13 protein-coding genes are annotated in these 15,065 nt (G+C 43.2%); all 13 read left to right on the top strand.

Annotated features, from left to right (window positions below):
• The first annotated feature begins 15 nt into the window (after window positions 1-15).
• The 13 genes from ALT761_RS10130 (at window position 16) to nhaC (ending at window position 15,062) form a co-directional block, all read left to right on the top strand.
• Complete coding sequence (locus ALT761_RS10130; protein WP_129738467.1) at window positions 16-1,401, top strand: 2-oxo acid dehydrogenase subunit E2; 1,386 nt, start codon at window positions 16-18, stop codon at window positions 1,399-1,401.
• A 275-nt stretch (window positions 1,402-1,676) separates the two neighbouring features.
• The gene (locus ALT761_RS10125) at window positions 1,677-2,528 is read left to right on the top strand and encodes a 23S rRNA (adenine(2030)-N(6))-methyltransferase RlmJ (RefSeq protein ID WP_129738465.1); all 852 of its coding nucleotides are present in this window, start codon (window positions 1,677-1,679) and stop codon (window positions 2,526-2,528) included.
• 85 nt (window positions 2,529-2,613) lie between these two features.
• The gene (locus ALT761_RS10120; RefSeq protein ID WP_129738463.1) at window positions 2,614-4,521 is read left to right on the top strand and encodes a protein kinase domain-containing protein; all 1,908 of its coding nucleotides are present in this window, start codon (window positions 2,614-2,616) and stop codon (window positions 4,519-4,521) included.
• Window positions 4,514-5,377, top strand: a complete 864-nt coding sequence (gene tesB, locus ALT761_RS10115) for an acyl-CoA thioesterase II (protein ID WP_129738461.1) — start codon at window positions 4,514-4,516, stop codon at window positions 5,375-5,377. The genes ALT761_RS10120 and tesB overlap by 8 nt, the downstream gene beginning before the upstream one ends.
• Window positions 5,378-5,437: 60 nt before the next feature.
• Window positions 5,438-5,956, top strand: a complete 519-nt coding sequence (locus tag ALT761_RS10110; RefSeq protein WP_129738459.1) for a gamma carbonic anhydrase family protein — start codon at window positions 5,438-5,440, stop codon at window positions 5,954-5,956.
• A 589-nt stretch (window positions 5,957-6,545) separates the two neighbouring features.
• Window positions 6,546-7,667, top strand: a complete 1,122-nt coding sequence (locus ALT761_RS10105; RefSeq protein WP_013784066.1) for a pyridoxal-phosphate-dependent aminotransferase family protein — start codon at window positions 6,546-6,548, stop codon at window positions 7,665-7,667.
• 235 nt (window positions 7,668-7,902) lie between these two features.
• Window positions 7,903-8,643, top strand: coding sequence for an SIMPL domain-containing protein (locus tag ALT761_RS10100; RefSeq protein ID WP_129738457.1), 741 nt, complete (start codon window positions 7,903-7,905; stop codon window positions 8,641-8,643).
• 12 nt (window positions 8,644-8,655) lie between these two features.
• On the top strand, window positions 8,656-9,117 hold the full coding sequence (locus ALT761_RS10095; protein ID WP_057791774.1) for a GAF domain-containing protein: 462 nt from the start codon (window positions 8,656-8,658) through the stop codon (window positions 9,115-9,117).
• Window positions 9,114-9,404, top strand: a complete 291-nt coding sequence (locus tag ALT761_RS10090) for a hypothetical protein (protein WP_013784069.1) — start codon at window positions 9,114-9,116, stop codon at window positions 9,402-9,404. The genes ALT761_RS10095 and ALT761_RS10090 overlap by 4 nt, the downstream gene beginning before the upstream one ends.
• Before the next feature lie 17 nt (window positions 9,405-9,421).
• On the top strand, window positions 9,422-10,093 hold the full coding sequence (gene proQ, locus ALT761_RS10085) for an RNA chaperone ProQ (RefSeq protein ID WP_129738455.1): 672 nt from the start codon (window positions 9,422-9,424) through the stop codon (window positions 10,091-10,093).
• Window positions 10,094-10,095: 2 nt separating this feature from the next.
• Window positions 10,096-12,135 (top strand): carboxy terminal-processing peptidase, encoded by a 2,040-nt coding sequence (prc, locus tag ALT761_RS10080; protein ID WP_129738453.1) that lies wholly within the window; start codon window positions 10,096-10,098, stop codon window positions 12,133-12,135.
• 87 nt (window positions 12,136-12,222) lie between these two features.
• Window positions 12,223-13,557, top strand: a complete 1,335-nt coding sequence (locus ALT761_RS10075) for a sodium-dependent transporter (RefSeq protein WP_126872275.1) — start codon at window positions 12,223-12,225, stop codon at window positions 13,555-13,557.
• Window positions 13,558-13,580: 23 nt separating this feature from the next.
• Window positions 13,581-15,062, top strand: coding sequence for a Na+/H+ antiporter NhaC (nhaC, locus tag ALT761_RS10070; protein ID WP_129738451.1), 1,482 nt, complete (start codon window positions 13,581-13,583; stop codon window positions 15,060-15,062).
• The last annotated feature ends 3 nt before the right edge of the window (window positions 15,063-15,065 follow it).

Below are 15,065 nucleotides of genomic sequence, written 5' to 3'. Positions count from 1 at the left end.
AAGGGAGCCAATAATATGAATATTGATTTTATTTTACCTGATATTGGCGAAGGTATTGTTGAGTGCGAAATCGTCAAGTGGAATGTGAAAGAAGGGGATGTTATTGCTGAAGACCAAAGTGTGGTTGAAGTAATGACAGATAAGGCTGTGGTAGAAATTCCTGCCAAGCATTCAGGCACGGTACATAAGCTTTATTATAAACAAGGCGATATTGCAGAAGTGCATAGCCCGCTATTTGCCCTTGATACTGATGAAAGCGCTAGTGAAAGTCATCAAAATAGCGCCGAAGACCCAACGGCTGTTGCTACAGATAAGCAAGCAGGCAATGAAGAAAAAGTAAACGAAAATACAAACCATCGCGCAGCACCTGCAAAAATTAATTCCAGTGATCAAGGGAACACAGCCATTAATGATAAATGGCAAGATGGGGATTTTGAGCCTCCTATCGCGATACCTGGAAAAGTTCTGGCAAGCCCTGCAGTGCGTCGAATTGCCAGAGAACACGAGATTGATTTACTTGCCGTTGCGGGTAGTGGCAAAAAAGGCCGTATTTTAAAACATGATGTCAGCCATGTTAGCGCCACCAGCGAAAGCGCAAACACTGATGAAAGCCCCGGTGAAAGCTTCACTATGTCAAATGCCATGAGCGAGACTAGTAATATATTGCGCGACGAAGTGAATCATACAGCGAGCGAATCAAGCTATACCGAAAAAGTACGAGGCATTCGAGCCGCTATGGCAAAACAAATGGTGGCGTCGGTCAATACCATTCCTCACTTTACGGTGAGCGATGAAATTAGAATGGATAAGCTAATTGCTTTAAGACAGTCGCTAAAACCTATGTTTGAAGCAAAAGGAATAAAGCTTAGCTTTATGCCATTTTTTGTAAAAGCATTGTCGTTGGCGTTAAAAGAATTTCCCATTATTAACAGCCAATTAAACGAAGATGGCACTGAACTTACTTATTTTAATCACCATAATATCGGCTTTGCTGTTGACGCTAAAATGGGTCTTTTAGTGCCTAATGTTAAAGGCGTAGAACACCTGTCTTTGTTTAATATTGCCCAGCAAATGCATACCACTATCGAACAAGCTCGAGAAGGTAAATTAAGCGGTGATGCACTTAAAGGTGGCACTATCAGCATTTCAAATATTGGCGCTATTGGTGGCACTACAGCTACACCGGTTATTAATAAGCCAGAAGCGGCTATTGTCGCGCTGGGCAAAACGCAAACCCTTCCTCGCTTTGCCGCTGACGGTAGCGTTGAAGCGCACAGTATCATGATGGTGAATTGGTCTGGCGACCACCGCATCATTGATGGTGCCACTATGGTCCGCTTCAATAATCTCTGGTCTAGCTTCATCGAAGAACCAGAAACCATGCTAATGCACTTGAAATAGCGATAGGTATTTTTAATGTGGGCGGTAGGCCCATAGCCTAGTGATAGATAAATATGTAAATGTGAACACCTGTATCAAAGTGCTTTGATACAGGTGCCTTGATATAAGTGCTTTGAATCTAATTACAGAGCGCTTATTGATGGGAAGCTTATTTATATCGCGGTTAATTGCAAGGAACTGGGTTGTCGGGCTTGTGTGGATGTTAGGCCAAGCGTTATTATTGACTGCTAAACTACAATTTCCTGCGCAGTTTGCGCGTCAACTCATGGTATATCGTGCTTAGCTATCAACATGCATTTCATGCCGGCAACCACGCCGACGTTATCAAACATCTTTGTTGGATGGGCGTAATAAGCCATCTAAAGAAAAAAAATAAGCCTTTCACCCTCTATGATACACATAGTGGTGCTGGGCTTTATCAGCTCGATGATGCTTTAGCATCCAAAAATAAAGAGTATGAGTCTGGTGTAGATAAAGTGGCAAACCTATCGGCAAATTCGCCTTTGTTGCAATCCTATTTGTCGCTATGTAACGGGTTTTTAAGTGATAGATGTTACCCGGGTTCACCGGCTATTAGCGCCAAACTAAAACGTGATATCGATGTGTTGCATCTTATGGAGTTACATCCAGCTGAACACGAAAAACTTGATGATGCCATGTGGCAAATTGGCGATAGCCAAAGTCATATTCATCACAGGGATGGGTATGAAGGCTTAATTGCACTGACTCCACCATCACCTAATCGTGGCGCGGTATTAATAGATCCGCCTTACGAGAAGCTTTCTGAATACCAAGATGTAGTCAGTGCGGTGAAGAAAGTATTAGCACGTTGGCAGCAAGCGCAAATGGTAGTGTGGTATCCGTTACTATCACAGAGAGCTGGGGCTAAAAGTGGGGCTAGCCAGCAAATGTGTCAGTCGTTATCAGCACTAGGTAAGCCTTGTTTCATTATTGAACTTACCGTTGAAGAAAATACCGCCGATGCTGGCATGTACGGTTCTGGCTTATGTGTCATCAATCCACCATGGCAACTTGATGTCAGTATGCGTGAAGCCCTTGATGAGATCACGCCGTTATTAGGAAGTAACGCTGCGTACACATTGACATGGCTAACTACTGAAGAGTAATCCCTTTAGCTTGTACTTATAAACGAATACCGAAAACGAGTTAAAACACATAAGCGTAAACATTAAAAAGAGGTAGGCAATTGGCATGTCTCAGGTAAAAGGGTTAACGCATTTTTATATACCCGATGAGCAGTCTATTTATTTGCTCTCGCATGCTGATGCTAAAAAGCTCAAGGATTGGGTAACACTGTGCATCGACCAGTTAGCTAGTTTAGGTTATCGCAATATCTCCCTATTGGGAAAAGGGGCGTTTGGTTTTGCATTTGCAGGTACCGCGCCCAATCAAAATCTAGGCTTGAACTCGAGTTCGGACTCACATGCTAATCAAAACCCAAACGCACAAGAACACGTCTTTAAATTTTCTCGAATAAATCTTCCTCAGCATGTACAAGAACGGCTTGAGGAAGAAGCCTTTATGCTATCTCAAGTTTCTCATCCTTATGTGCCTGCATTGGTTGAATATCAGCAAATAGGTAAACAATCTATTTTGGTGATGGGCCGTGCCCCTGGCGACGATCTTGAAAAAGTAAGTTTGGCTCGTGGGCCACTGCCGCCAAGGATCATAGTGAAAATAGCGGTACAGCTTGGTGATTTGTTGCAGTGTTTTCGGCAGCATACGCAAAATGGCAATGCCAAACCTATCGTTCATGGCGATATTAAACCTTCTAACTTGGTATGGGATGAATCTACAGAGAGCATTGGGCTTATCGATTGGGGTTCATCTGTGTTTGCACAAGTAGACGAAAATGGTCAGTACACCAGTAACAATGTGATGGATTTGATGTCTAGCGAGCTTCACCAAACAAACGCCCGATTAGGTGATGTTTATTTTATTGGGGAAGAGCAGTTAAATGGGGCGTTATCATCACCACGCTTCGATGAGCAAGGTATGGCAAGCACGCTATATGCTTTAGCATCGGGGCAATCATGTCGGTATGGCCATCAGGTTATTCGCCCTTCATCGTTAGGCTTGCCAAAAATGCTAGCAAGCATATTAGAATACATGCTCAGTGACGACCCAAAGAAAAGGCAGCAAGGAGGAGATTACTTCTTCAATAATTTGCACGTGCTAAAACACATGGTGTTTTCTAAAGACACCGTTTTGCAGTATGTACCGAGTATTCCTACGTGGGTTACGCCATCGCAAGATGACATTGAAACCGTTGTTTACAGCTCTCGTAAATCTTATCTGCGCCAGCAATCGGTATTAGAAGATGCGTCATTGCGGTATATCGATGATGCCCAGTTCGATCGATATTACAAAAACTTTTTGCAAGGCATGGGCGATACCGAAAAAGCCTTTGTTTCGGCAATTAGTCGTCTTGGCAGGTATCCCGTTGTTGGTGGTATGGCAATTCGCTGGGAGCCAAACGGCGTTTATGTAGACTCCAGTTTAAATTTACACGACGCTGCATTAAAAGCAGCTTTCGAACTTGCGGTTAACAACGTGATTAACCTTGCACGCGCTATTCATAAGCCTGGGGTATTTAAATGCTGCATGTTTAACGCTAAAAACACGCTGCATATCGAACGAGAAACCGAGAACGATGCGTTTGTACCAACATCTAAATGCGTAATACCGTTTGATTTGTCCCGCGCATCGGTGGCACAAGATGAATCTAGAACCCATTCTTACTTTGAGGATGGCGACGATCCAGATGAGCTTTTGAAATTACCTGAGCCTATTATTACAATTATTAAAGAGCTGAATACGATTCATCACACTGGCTGTATTATCTTTGAAGCCTTAAGTACCCATTTAAAGATTCATAGTTATTACACATTGCTCAATCATCACGAGCAAGATAGGTTTTCTGAATTATTAGCCAAGTTAGTTGAACATGTGCCGTCAATAAAAGGGCTAGGCATTTCAGGCTTTATGAAGTTACCCTATAAAGACACACGATTTTTTGAGCATAGGGCGTATTTACCTGAAAAATACTACCCAAGAAACCCGAACGCTGAGCAACAAGAGAAAGAAAAGCATGCCTGAGGTTAAATTATCTTCGTTATTTGAATTAGAAACTGTTGAAGCGGGTTTGTATCGCGGTCAAAGTTGGGATTTAGGCTTTCGCGCATTATTTGGTGGTCAAGTTTTGGGGCAGGCGTTAGCTGCCGCTTATGAAACGGTAGACAAAGACCGTGTTGCCCATTCGTTCCATACTTACTTTTTGCTTCCCGGCGATGCAAAGAAACCTGTGGTCTACGATGTAGAAGTAGTGCGAGATGGTCGTAGCTTTTCTGCTCGAAGAGTAAAAGCAATTCAAGATGGTCGAAACATCTTTTACATGACAGCATCGTTCCAAGTGCCAGAAAAAGGAATGCATCACCAGCAAGCGGATATGCCTGACGTGCCACCACCGGAAGAAGTGCAGTCTGATATCGAATTTTATGAAAAGAACTTCGACAAAATTGCCCGTCCTATGCGAGAAGCATTAAGTTATCATCGCCCGGTAGATATCCGTACTATTGGTGCGGCGAATTCCTATCAGTCTAATCGCCAACCGGCTAAACGCTATATTTGGATGAAAGCAAGGAATGAGCTTGCTCCTGAGATTACACTGCAACAAGCGGCACTAGCGTATGCTTCTGATTACCACTTTTTAAGCACGTCACTACAGCCACACGGAATTTCAGTCACCGACAAATCGCTACGTATTGCGACTATCGATCATGCGATGTGGTTTCACCGCCCCGTTAATATGAATGAATGGTTATTATATGTAATGGAAAGTCCGTTTAGTGGTGGAGCAAGAGGTTTGGTGAGAGGTCAGATTTTCACTCAACAAGGTGAGCTGGTAGCCTCTGCAACGCAAGAAGGCTTAATGCGACAAGTCGATGTCGACTAACAACATATCCACCCTGTGTTTTGAGCCAACTAGACTAAAAACAATGAACGAGGAACGCTTATGCAATATTCTCTTGATACGTTAACGCCCGAGTGTGATAGCACCAGTTATGTTGCCCCCGGCGCACATGTTATTGGCAACGTGATATTAAAGCCCCATAGCAGTGTATGGTTTAATGTGGTTATTCGCGCAGATATGGATGCGATTACGGTAGGGGAGCTCACGAACGTACAAGATGGTAGTGTGCTTCATACCGACTCGGGCATTCCTCTAACGTTAGGTAAAGGCGTAACCGTGGGTCACAAAGTCATGTTGCATGGCTGCACCGTAGGTGACTACTCCTTAATTGGTATCAATGCTGTGGTGTTAAATGGCGCGAAAATTGGCAAGTACTGCATTATTGGCGCTAATACGTTAATTACCGAAAATATGGAAATTCCAGACTACAGCTTAGTGGTGGGATCACCGGGAAAAGTGGTAAAGCAGTTCGATAGCAGTGTAGAGGAAAAGCTTCAAGCATCTGCAGCGCACTATGCGCATAATGCCACGCATTACAATAAGCATCTTTCTGAAGTTTAATCAGTATGCGCCAGCCAGATTATCATGTCTTATGTAGGAATAATCGCTAACCGCTATTATTCTTGCCACTTCCATTATGTCGTTGTATTCCTGCGCTTCATTTCAGCGCTTCATTTCAGCGCTTTATTGCAGAGCGTTTGGTCAAAGGAAGTTATACCTGTCCCATAAAAAATGCCCAGAACATAGGTTCTGGGCATAGGGGAATGGCTCATTGCTGAGCCGTGCGCTAACTATTGCAAGGGAGAAGTGCATGCAAATTCTTTCAGACGGACAATAACTATAGTCCATATTTTTTTATTTTATAAACTAAACATTGTGAAATTTATTTTACAGACCCCTTAATCTAAATAAAATAATAATAACTTCTGAAAAATCATAGGCTTTTTACTGGTCGGAGTTTCTGATTTTTTTCAACGCTTTTATCCTCACGATACGCACGGGTTATCCACATCTTGCTCAAGGTTGGATTGATTATGAAGTAAAGATTTTCCATTCATGTTAGTTATGTTCATAACAAGCTGTTGTACCCAGCCGTTAAGATTGTAAGAATGCAGGTACGCTATTGTTACTATTTTTGTTAAGGACTGATATGCAAACGCATTCCACTTTTCTTCCGCCTGAGCGCACATTAATGGGGCCTGGTCCTTCAGACGTAAACCCTCGTATTCTTAACGCTATTGCTAGGCCAACTGTTGGTCATCTAGATCCGCTATTTATCGAGCTTATGGATGCCACCAAACAGCTGCTCCAATACGCATTTAAAACTGAAAACGCATTAACAATGCCTATTTCAGCCCCGGGATCCGCCGGGATGGAAGCCTGCTTTGTTAACCTTGTGGAGCCAGGTGATAAAGTATTGGTGTGCATCAACGGCGTGTTCGGCAACCGTATGGTTGAAAATGTTGAAAGATGTGGCGGTCAAGCTATCGTGATTAAAAACGATTGGGGCAAGCAAACCGATTTGAACGCGGTAGAAGATGCACTTAAAAAAGAGGCCGATATTAAAGTGCTGGCTTTCGTACATGCAGAAACCTCAACCGGTGTGAGAAACGATGCAAAACGGTTATGTGAACTTGCAAAACAATACGACTGTTTATCGATAGTCGATGCCGTAACCTCTTTAGGCGGTATTGAGCTAGACGTAGATGGGTGGGGCATTGATGCCATTTATTCGGGGTCACAAAAGTGCTTAAGCTGTGTACCAGGAATTTCACCCGTATCGTTCAGCGACCGTGCAGTGCATGTTATTCAAAACCGCAAAACCAAAGTGCAAAGCTGGTTTTTAGACATGAACTTAATTGTGGGGTATTGGGGGAAAGGGGCGAAGCGTGCTTATCACCATACTGCACCGGTAAACAGTATGTATGCATTTTATGAAGCCCTACTTATTTTAAAAGAAGAAGGCTTAGAAAACGCATGGCAACGCCATCAAACTGGGCATAACGAGCTGGTGGCTGGACTCGAAGGCTTAGGTCTTTCACTTGCCGTAGATGCTGAATATCGCCTACCTCAACTCAATGTAGTGAACATTCCAGACGGTGTTAATGACGCTGAAGTTCGCGCAAGACTACTTAACGATTTCAATTTAGAAATTGGTGCTGGTTTGGGTGAGTTTGCTGGTAAAGTATGGCGCATTGGATTAATGGGCTATGCGTGTAAACCACGCAATATCGATCATTGCCTTACATCGTTACAAAAAGTACTAAAATAAAAAATACAGATTAGGGCATAAGTTTACGACACATCAAAAGTGGGCCATAGGGCCCACTTTTTATTATCGCCATTGGTTAACCCTATAAAGCAAAAAAAGTTAAACGCTTTTTATTAAAACTGACGTATCAGTTAACTCGCCTGTTTTATGAATGATTTAGTTGCGGTTCATAATACGTTCACTTACCGTTACTTATGATTTGCCTGAACTAATGATAATAAACACGGAGTTTTTAATGAATTCAATCAGTAAACTAGAGATGCCTCTTAAACGTACTGCCGCAGGCAAGCGCTTATCACCGATGATATTATTAACGGGCATTGTTGCCACAATGCTTAGTACGGCATCAATGGCTCAGCCTCAGCAACAACTTATCCATGTTCAAGGCACAGGCGCAATGTCAGTCACGCCTAATGCATATTCAGTTACCTTTGTTATTGAAGAACAAGGCGAAACTGTTGGTAAGCTTAACACGACCCTTGCTTCCGATTTACGCGCTGTTGTTAGCTTTCTGCTAGAGCAGGGTATTGAGCGCAATAACATTCAATCTATGCAAGTTCGTTTAACCCCACGCTATGTGAACAGTCCTAATGGTCGAGTACAAGAAGGGTTTACGTTAAGTCGCGAAATATCAGTGACTGATTCTAATATCGAAAACTATGATAAAGTGTTAGACGGTGTACTAGGTCGTGGCGTTGACCGCATTCAACAGTTCTCGTTTGTTAGTACAACGCAAACCAACGCATACCAAACTGCACTAGTTGCAGCGGTGAAGGATGCAAAGGCAAGAGCGGCACTTTTGGCGAAGGAATTAGGCGTTGAAGTGGGCGAAGTAGTTGCAATCTCTGAATCTGGTGGCAATATGCCCGTTCCAGTTATGCGTGCAGATGCGTTTGCCAAAGAAATGTCGGTTTCTTTACCAGGGCAAGAAACGGTTGAAGCGCGCATAAACGTTAGTTTCACTATTATTCAATAGCAGGGTAACCGTTTGAAAGAAGAACAATACGCCCAGTTAATAAGCCAGGCGAAAAGCCTGGTTGCTGGTGAGCACGATGTCATTGCCAACATGGCAAACATCAGTGCACTACTTTTTAACCATCTCGATAAGGTAAATTGGGCTGGTTTTTATTTTTATAAAGAAGCGCAGTTAGTGTTGGGTCCTTTTCAAGGACAACCCGCTTGCATCCGTATTCCTATGGGGAAGGGTGTGTGTGGTACTGCCGCTGAAACCCGCACCGTACAGCGTATTGCAGATGTTCACGCCTTCTCTGGCCACATTGCCTGTGATGCTGCTTCAAACTCCGAAATCGTCATTCCTCTTGTAGTAAATGGCGAACTAATTGGTGTTTTAGATATCGATAGCCCAGAATTTTCTCGTTTCGACGAGCAAGATGAGCTTGGGTTGTGTAAAATAGCCGATATACTTATTGAATCTCAGCAATCGTTATGAAATACAACGTTGACATCCATGTAGTACTATCTACTTATGAAGATATGGAAGACAATCACGATGACCCTGATGAAGCGTCAGAACGATTGAATTTCGTACTTCACGCAATTTATGATAGAGCCGATGAAGATATTGAAACCCATCGGCTTGAACAATTATTGCAACACGGTTGGGAGTCTTGGCAACAAGATAAACATTTATTAGAAATTGATGATGACGAATTACTCGATTGGGTTGACCACGCGCTGGCAACTTGGGATGATGAGAGTAATGAAGAAATCTCTTGAATAATTTAGAAAGTTTAATGGAATCACCAGAAAAGTTTACTAGCAGTAAGGAAGTTATCGCTTTCCTTTCCGAGACCTTCCCTAAATGCTTTAGTATTGAAGGCGAAGCCCTACCACTTAAGATCGGCATCTTTCAAGATTTAGCCCAGCGTTTAGAAAACGAAGAACGAGTGAGTAAAACATTACTCCGCTCTACACTTCGTCACTATACAAATAGCTGGCGTTATCTCTACAGCATCAAAGAAGGCGCTAACCGTGTCGACTTAGATGGTGTTGAAGGGCAAACCATTGAGAAAGAGCATGCCGATCATGCACAGAAGCAGCTAGAAGAAAGCAAAGCGAAAGCCGCTGAAAAGCGCAAAGCTAAGCAAGCTCAGCAGCCTCAAAAGAAAGAAAAACGTCAATTTGCACGTCCGAAATCTTCAGGTTCTACACCTGCAGGCAGCAACAAAGAAGGCCAGCAGGGAACTAAACCGAAAATTCAGAGACCAACTAAAACACCACCGGCTAAATTGACTGATGCCGATATGCAACAAGGTACAAACGTAACGGTTAAATTAGGTAAAACACCTATGCCAGCCGTTATTACCGAAATTGCTAAAGACGGTATTCATGTTCAGTTAGACTCAGGTATGGTGGTAAAAGTAAATGCAGATGCTTTACGTTTGGCACGCTCCAAGAGGTCGTAAATATGAAAGATATCCTTCGAATTTCCATTGCTAGTGCATTTCTTACCGTTGGGGTAGGCGCTGGTGCAGTCACCACAACCCCAGATGTTGAAGAGCTACCCGTTCTTCAACAAGAGACACAGCATAGTGTTGCTGCTAAACGCGTAAGTGCGTTATTTACTCGCGCTCACTATAAAGAAATTTCGTTGGATGATGTGTTATCAGCACGAATCTATCAGCGCTTCATTGAATCTTTAGATCACAACAAGCAAGTCCTTTTATTGTCTGATGTGGTGGGTTTCGAAAAATATCGAAATGCTTTTGATGATGCGTTGAGTAAAGGTAACCTTTCTGTTGCGTACGACATGTACAATGTAAGCGCACAACGCCGTATTGAGCGTTATGAGTTTGCGCTGGCTATGCTGGAGAAAGGGCCTTTTGATTTTGAAAAAGCTGACGACAAATTTTATTACGACCGCGAAGAAGCCGAATGGCCTACTAGCAAAGATGAATTAGATGAGATTTGGCGTCAACGTGTTAAGTATGATGCGTTAAATCTTATTCTTGCTGACAAAACGTGGGAAGAAGCTAAAGAGCTTCTTGAAAAACGCTATACACGTTCTATTAAGCGAACTAAGCAAACTAAAAGCGAAGATGTATTTCAAATTGCTATGAATGCATTTGCGCGCACCATCGAAGCTCACACTAGTTATCTTTCACCACGTAATGCTGATCGATTCCAAATGGAAATGAATTTGGAATTTGAAGGTATTGGTGCGGTACTTCAAAGCGAGGAAGACTACACCGTTATTAAAAGCGTCGTGCCTGGTGGCCCTGCTGATGAATCGGGCGCATTAAAGCCGGAAGATAAAATTGTTGGTGTGGCTCAAGAAGATGAAGAGTTTGTTGATGTTGTCGGCTGGCGCTTAGATGAAGTTGTAGAGCTTATCAAAGGGCCTAAAGGCAGCGCGGTACGCTTGCAAGTTCAAAAAGGCGCGACAGATGCAAAAACGATGTCTGTTGTCAGTCTTACTCGTGACAAAATTAAGCTTGAAGACCGAGCTGCTCAGTCTGAGGTTTACACGCCTGAAACTGGACCACATGCAAATCAGCCTTTAGGTGTTATTACGATTCCTAGCTTCTACAACAACCTACACGCTGATGTTGAAAAGGAAATAAACAGCCTTAAAGCGCAGAACGTTAAAGGTATTATTGTAGATTTGCGCGGAAATGGTGGTGGTTCTTTAACAGAAGCAACATTACTTACCGGCCTTTTCATCGAAAAAGGACCCGTAGTACAAATCCGTTACGGCCAAACTAAGGTGAGCGTGAATCGCGATACCGATGGAAAAGTTTCTTACGATGGCCCATTAACGGTTTTAGTAGACCGCTACAGTGCGTCGGCGTCAGAGATCTTCGCCGCAGCAATGCAAGATTATAATCGCGCGTTAATTATTGGAGAACAAACCTTCGGTAAAGGGACTGTTCAACAACACCGTGGTTTAGGTAAAATTTATGACTTGTACGACAACCCACTAGGTAGCGTGCAGTTCACTATCGCTAAGTTCTACCGTATTGACGGTGGAAGTACGCAGCACAAAGGGGTAGTGCCAGATATTCTTTATCCTTCAGCAATAGAACCGGCTGATTGGGGCGAGAGCCAACAGGATAACGCATTACCTTGGGACAGCATTAACCGCGCAAATTACACAACGTTTGCTGACGGACAGGCTGCATTAGACGTATTAACTGCGAAACATAATAAACGTATCATGCAAGACCCTGAGTTTTCTTATATTCACGACGATATTGTTGAGTACAAAGAAAACAAAGATAAGAACTTTATTTCATTGGTAAAATCTGAACGTGAGTCAGATAAAAAAGAAGCTGAAGAAAAAGCACTCGAAAGAGCCAATGAACGTTTACAGCGTATGGGTAAAGAATTAGTCAAAACACTTGATGACCTACCTGAAGATATGGAAGAGTTAGATCCGTTCTTAGATGAAGCTGCCAATATTACTTTTGATATGATTGAAACAGGCAGATACGCAATAACACACTAAAGGTTGATGACAGAGGGCTGGTCAATGGCCAGCCCTTTTTTTGTGTCTGATATACCTATACAACAATAATAAATAAAGGGAAATCACATGGCTATCAGAGGCGAGTTTTCTTCTCGAATCGGGTTCGTGCTCGCAGCAGCGGGTTCAGCAGTTGGGCTCGGTAATATTTGGGGTTTCCCCACCAAAGTGGCAACGAATGGCGGTGCTGCTTTTGTTCTTGTTTATTTACTTCTCGCATTTGTTCTTGCATATCCCGTTCTCATGGCCGAACTCATCATTGGGCGCAGCTCTCGTTCTAACATGGTAGATGCGCTAGGCAATATTTCTGGAAACTTCATTGGTCGTGCAACAGGAATTTGGGGCTGCATAACCGTCTCACTTATCCTTGCGTTTTACGCCATTGTGGGCGGTTGGATGTTGGTTTATTTTGCTGATTCTGCCGTCAATATGGTGGGACTACAGTCTGCAAGTGACTGGCTGCTTACATCTTCAGTTACGCGTAACGTTATTTTCTGCTTTATTTTCATGGCGTTAACAGCTTTTATCGTTGTGGGTGGTGTAAAGTCAGGCATTGAGAAATGGTCGGTAAGATTGATGCCCACACTGGTGCTGCTCATCCTTGCCCTTATCGTTTATGTCAGTTTGCAGCCTGGTGCCTCTGATGGCTGGAGCGCTTATTTGGTGCCTGATTTTACACGTATTCTTGACCCCGACTTATTAATTGATGCCATGGGCCAAGCCTTTTTCTCCATGTCATTGGGTGTGGGAACTATGTTGGTTTACGGTTCATACCTAAGCAAAAAAGAAAATTTGCCCACCATTGGTGCTTCTGTTGCATTAGTAGACATCGGCGTTGCTGTTATTGCCGGTATGCTAATTATTCCCGCCATGTACGTAGCGCTGCATAATGGTGTAGAAATCTTTACGCCAGAGGGTGCGCTAATTCAAGGTGACTCGCTTATATTCAAAGTGTTGCCTGCCTTATTTGATACAATCGGCGGTGTAGGTGTATTTGTTGCATTTACTTTCTTTGCGTTAATGGCGATAGCCGCCGTTACCTCTTCAATATCAATGCTTGAAGTACCTGTGGCGTACATGGTGGAAAGCAGGGGCTTAGTGCGTAAAAAAGCGGTAGTGTTAATGGCAGCCATTATTTTTGTACTTAGCTGCATCATTATTCTTAATTTTAATGCACTGTTCGGGTTCGTTATTGCCCTCACCACTGAGTACAGCCAGCCACTACTTGGTTTAGTGTTATGTATATTTGCCGGATGGGTGTGGCGCAGAGATGCCATACTTGCTGAACTTAAAGAAGGCGACGCAAACGCAGAGCAGAGTTTGTTTTGGAAGATTTGGCCTTGGTATGTACGCTTCGTTTGCCCGGTTATTATTGCGCTAATGTTTTACCGCTCAGTTTTTTGATTTAAGGCTTAAGAATAATAAAAATGACAACGACTAAAGAATTAAAAGAACCTTCATTATTTGACGCGATGATCCCCATTGTAGCCTTAGTGCTAATGATGGGCAGTGCGGTTTATTTATTTGCCGATAATTCATCATATGGCCCTAACCAAATTGCCTTATTACTGGCCATGGGGCTTGCTGCCATTATTGGCATGAAAAACGGTTACAGCTGGAAGACCATTGAAAAAGGTATCGTCGATGGTATCTCAATGTCGCTCGGTGCGTGTTTAATTCTATTGGCAGTAGGTTCGCTTATTGGTACTTGGATGTTGGCTGGTACCGTACCCACACTTATTTATTTCGGTTTAGAATTATTAAACCCTTCATTCTTTTATGCCGCTGCATGCTTAATTTGCGCTGTGGTTGCCATGAGTATTGGTAGTTCTTGGACTACCGCGGCCACCGTGGGGGTAGCGCTTATGGGCGTTGCTGCAGGTATGGATATGTCTGCGGCCATTACTGCCGGTGCCGTGGTATCTGGCGCTTACTTCGGCGATAAAATTTCTCCGCTTTCTGAAACAACCAATTTAGCGCCTGCCGTGGCAGGTACAGATTTGTTTGAACACATTCGTTACATGCTTTGGACTACCATACCTAGCTTTATTCTGGCGCTTATCTTATTTGTGGTATTGGGCTTTAGTGAAACCGGTGATGCCAAAGCAGATCGCATCGAACAAATGCAGTTGTTATTGAATGAATCTTTCGATTTAAGCTGGTATTTACTGGTTCCCCTTGTTGTATTACTAACCCTTGCGGTTAAAAAAGTGCCTGCGTTTCCTGCTGTGTCTATTGGCGCATTATTAGGTGCAGTATGGGCTGTGTTGTTTCAAAGCGATGTAGTTGCTAGCATGGCTAGCCCTGACGATAGCGCCAATATCGGTGCGTTAAAAGTCGTTTGGACGGCCTTATTTGATGGCGTGAGCTTTTCAACCCCTGATGAAAACTTGAATAGCTTGCTTTCACGAGGCGGTATGTCGTCTATGCTCAATACGATTTGGTTAATTATTTGCGCCATGTCGTTTGGTGCCGTACTTGAAAGAGTAGGGTTATTGAAACGTGCAGTGTCCGCTATTTTATTAGGGGCTAAGTCGGCCGGTGATATGGTAAGTAGAACTATTCTTACCTGTTTTGCGACTAACTTGGTAACGGCCGATCAGTATATCTCTATCGTTATGCCTGGGCGCATGTACAAAGAAGAGTACGAAAAACGCGGTTTACACCAGTTAAATCTATCTCGAAGTCTGGAAGATGGTGGAACCTTAACGTCGCCACTTATTCCTTGGAACACCTGTGGTGCCTACATGCACAGTGTGCTGTTGGTTAACCCATTCGACTATGTTTTCTATGCGTTCTTTAACGTAATAAACCCAATTCTTGCTATTATCTACGCCTACTTGGGAATTAAAATTCTTCGCCTAACACCTCCAGATTATGCAAAGCAACCTGGCGAAGCTAACCAATAATAG

Origin of the sequence: Alteromonas sp. 76-1 (assembly GCF_900654235.1) — a bacterium.
In the GTDB taxonomy this organism is placed as follows: domain Bacteria; phylum Pseudomonadota; class Gammaproteobacteria; order Enterobacterales; family Alteromonadaceae; genus Alteromonas; species Alteromonas naphthalenivorans.
The sequence above is the reverse complement of the archived record's forward strand: the minus strand, read 5'-3'. Positions and strand labels throughout refer to the sequence as shown.

What these genes read in the sequence shown, in the direction of transcription:
- ALT761_RS10130 (WP_129738467.1), top strand. Translation starts at nt 16, where the DNA reads ATGAATATTGATTTTATTTTACCTGATATTGGCGAAGGTATTGTTGAG.
- ALT761_RS10100 (WP_129738457.1), top strand. Translation starts at nt 7,903, where the DNA reads ATGAATTCAATCAGTAAACTAGAGATGCCTCTTAAACGTACTGCCGCA.
- ALT761_RS10105 (WP_013784066.1), top strand. Translation starts at nt 6,546, where the DNA reads ATGCAAACGCATTCCACTTTTCTTCCGCCTGAGCGCACATTAATGGGG.
- ALT761_RS10120 (WP_129738463.1), top strand. Translation starts at nt 2,614, where the DNA reads ATGTCTCAGGTAAAAGGGTTAACGCATTTTTATATACCCGATGAGCAG.
- nhaC (WP_129738451.1), top strand. Translation starts at nt 13,581, where the DNA reads ATGACAACGACTAAAGAATTAAAAGAACCTTCATTATTTGACGCGATG.
- prc (WP_129738453.1), top strand. Translation starts at nt 10,096, where the DNA reads ATGAAAGATATCCTTCGAATTTCCATTGCTAGTGCATTTCTTACCGTT.
- proQ (WP_129738455.1), top strand. Translation starts at nt 9,422, where the DNA reads ATGGAATCACCAGAAAAGTTTACTAGCAGTAAGGAAGTTATCGCTTTC.
- tesB (WP_129738461.1), top strand. Translation starts at nt 4,514, where the DNA reads ATGCCTGAGGTTAAATTATCTTCGTTATTTGAATTAGAAACTGTTGAA.
- ALT761_RS10075 (WP_126872275.1), top strand. Translation starts at nt 12,223, where the DNA reads ATGGCTATCAGAGGCGAGTTTTCTTCTCGAATCGGGTTCGTGCTCGCA.
- ALT761_RS10090 (WP_013784069.1), top strand. Translation starts at nt 9,114, where the DNA reads ATGAAATACAACGTTGACATCCATGTAGTACTATCTACTTATGAAGAT.
- ALT761_RS10110 (WP_129738459.1), top strand. Translation starts at nt 5,438, where the DNA reads ATGCAATATTCTCTTGATACGTTAACGCCCGAGTGTGATAGCACCAGT.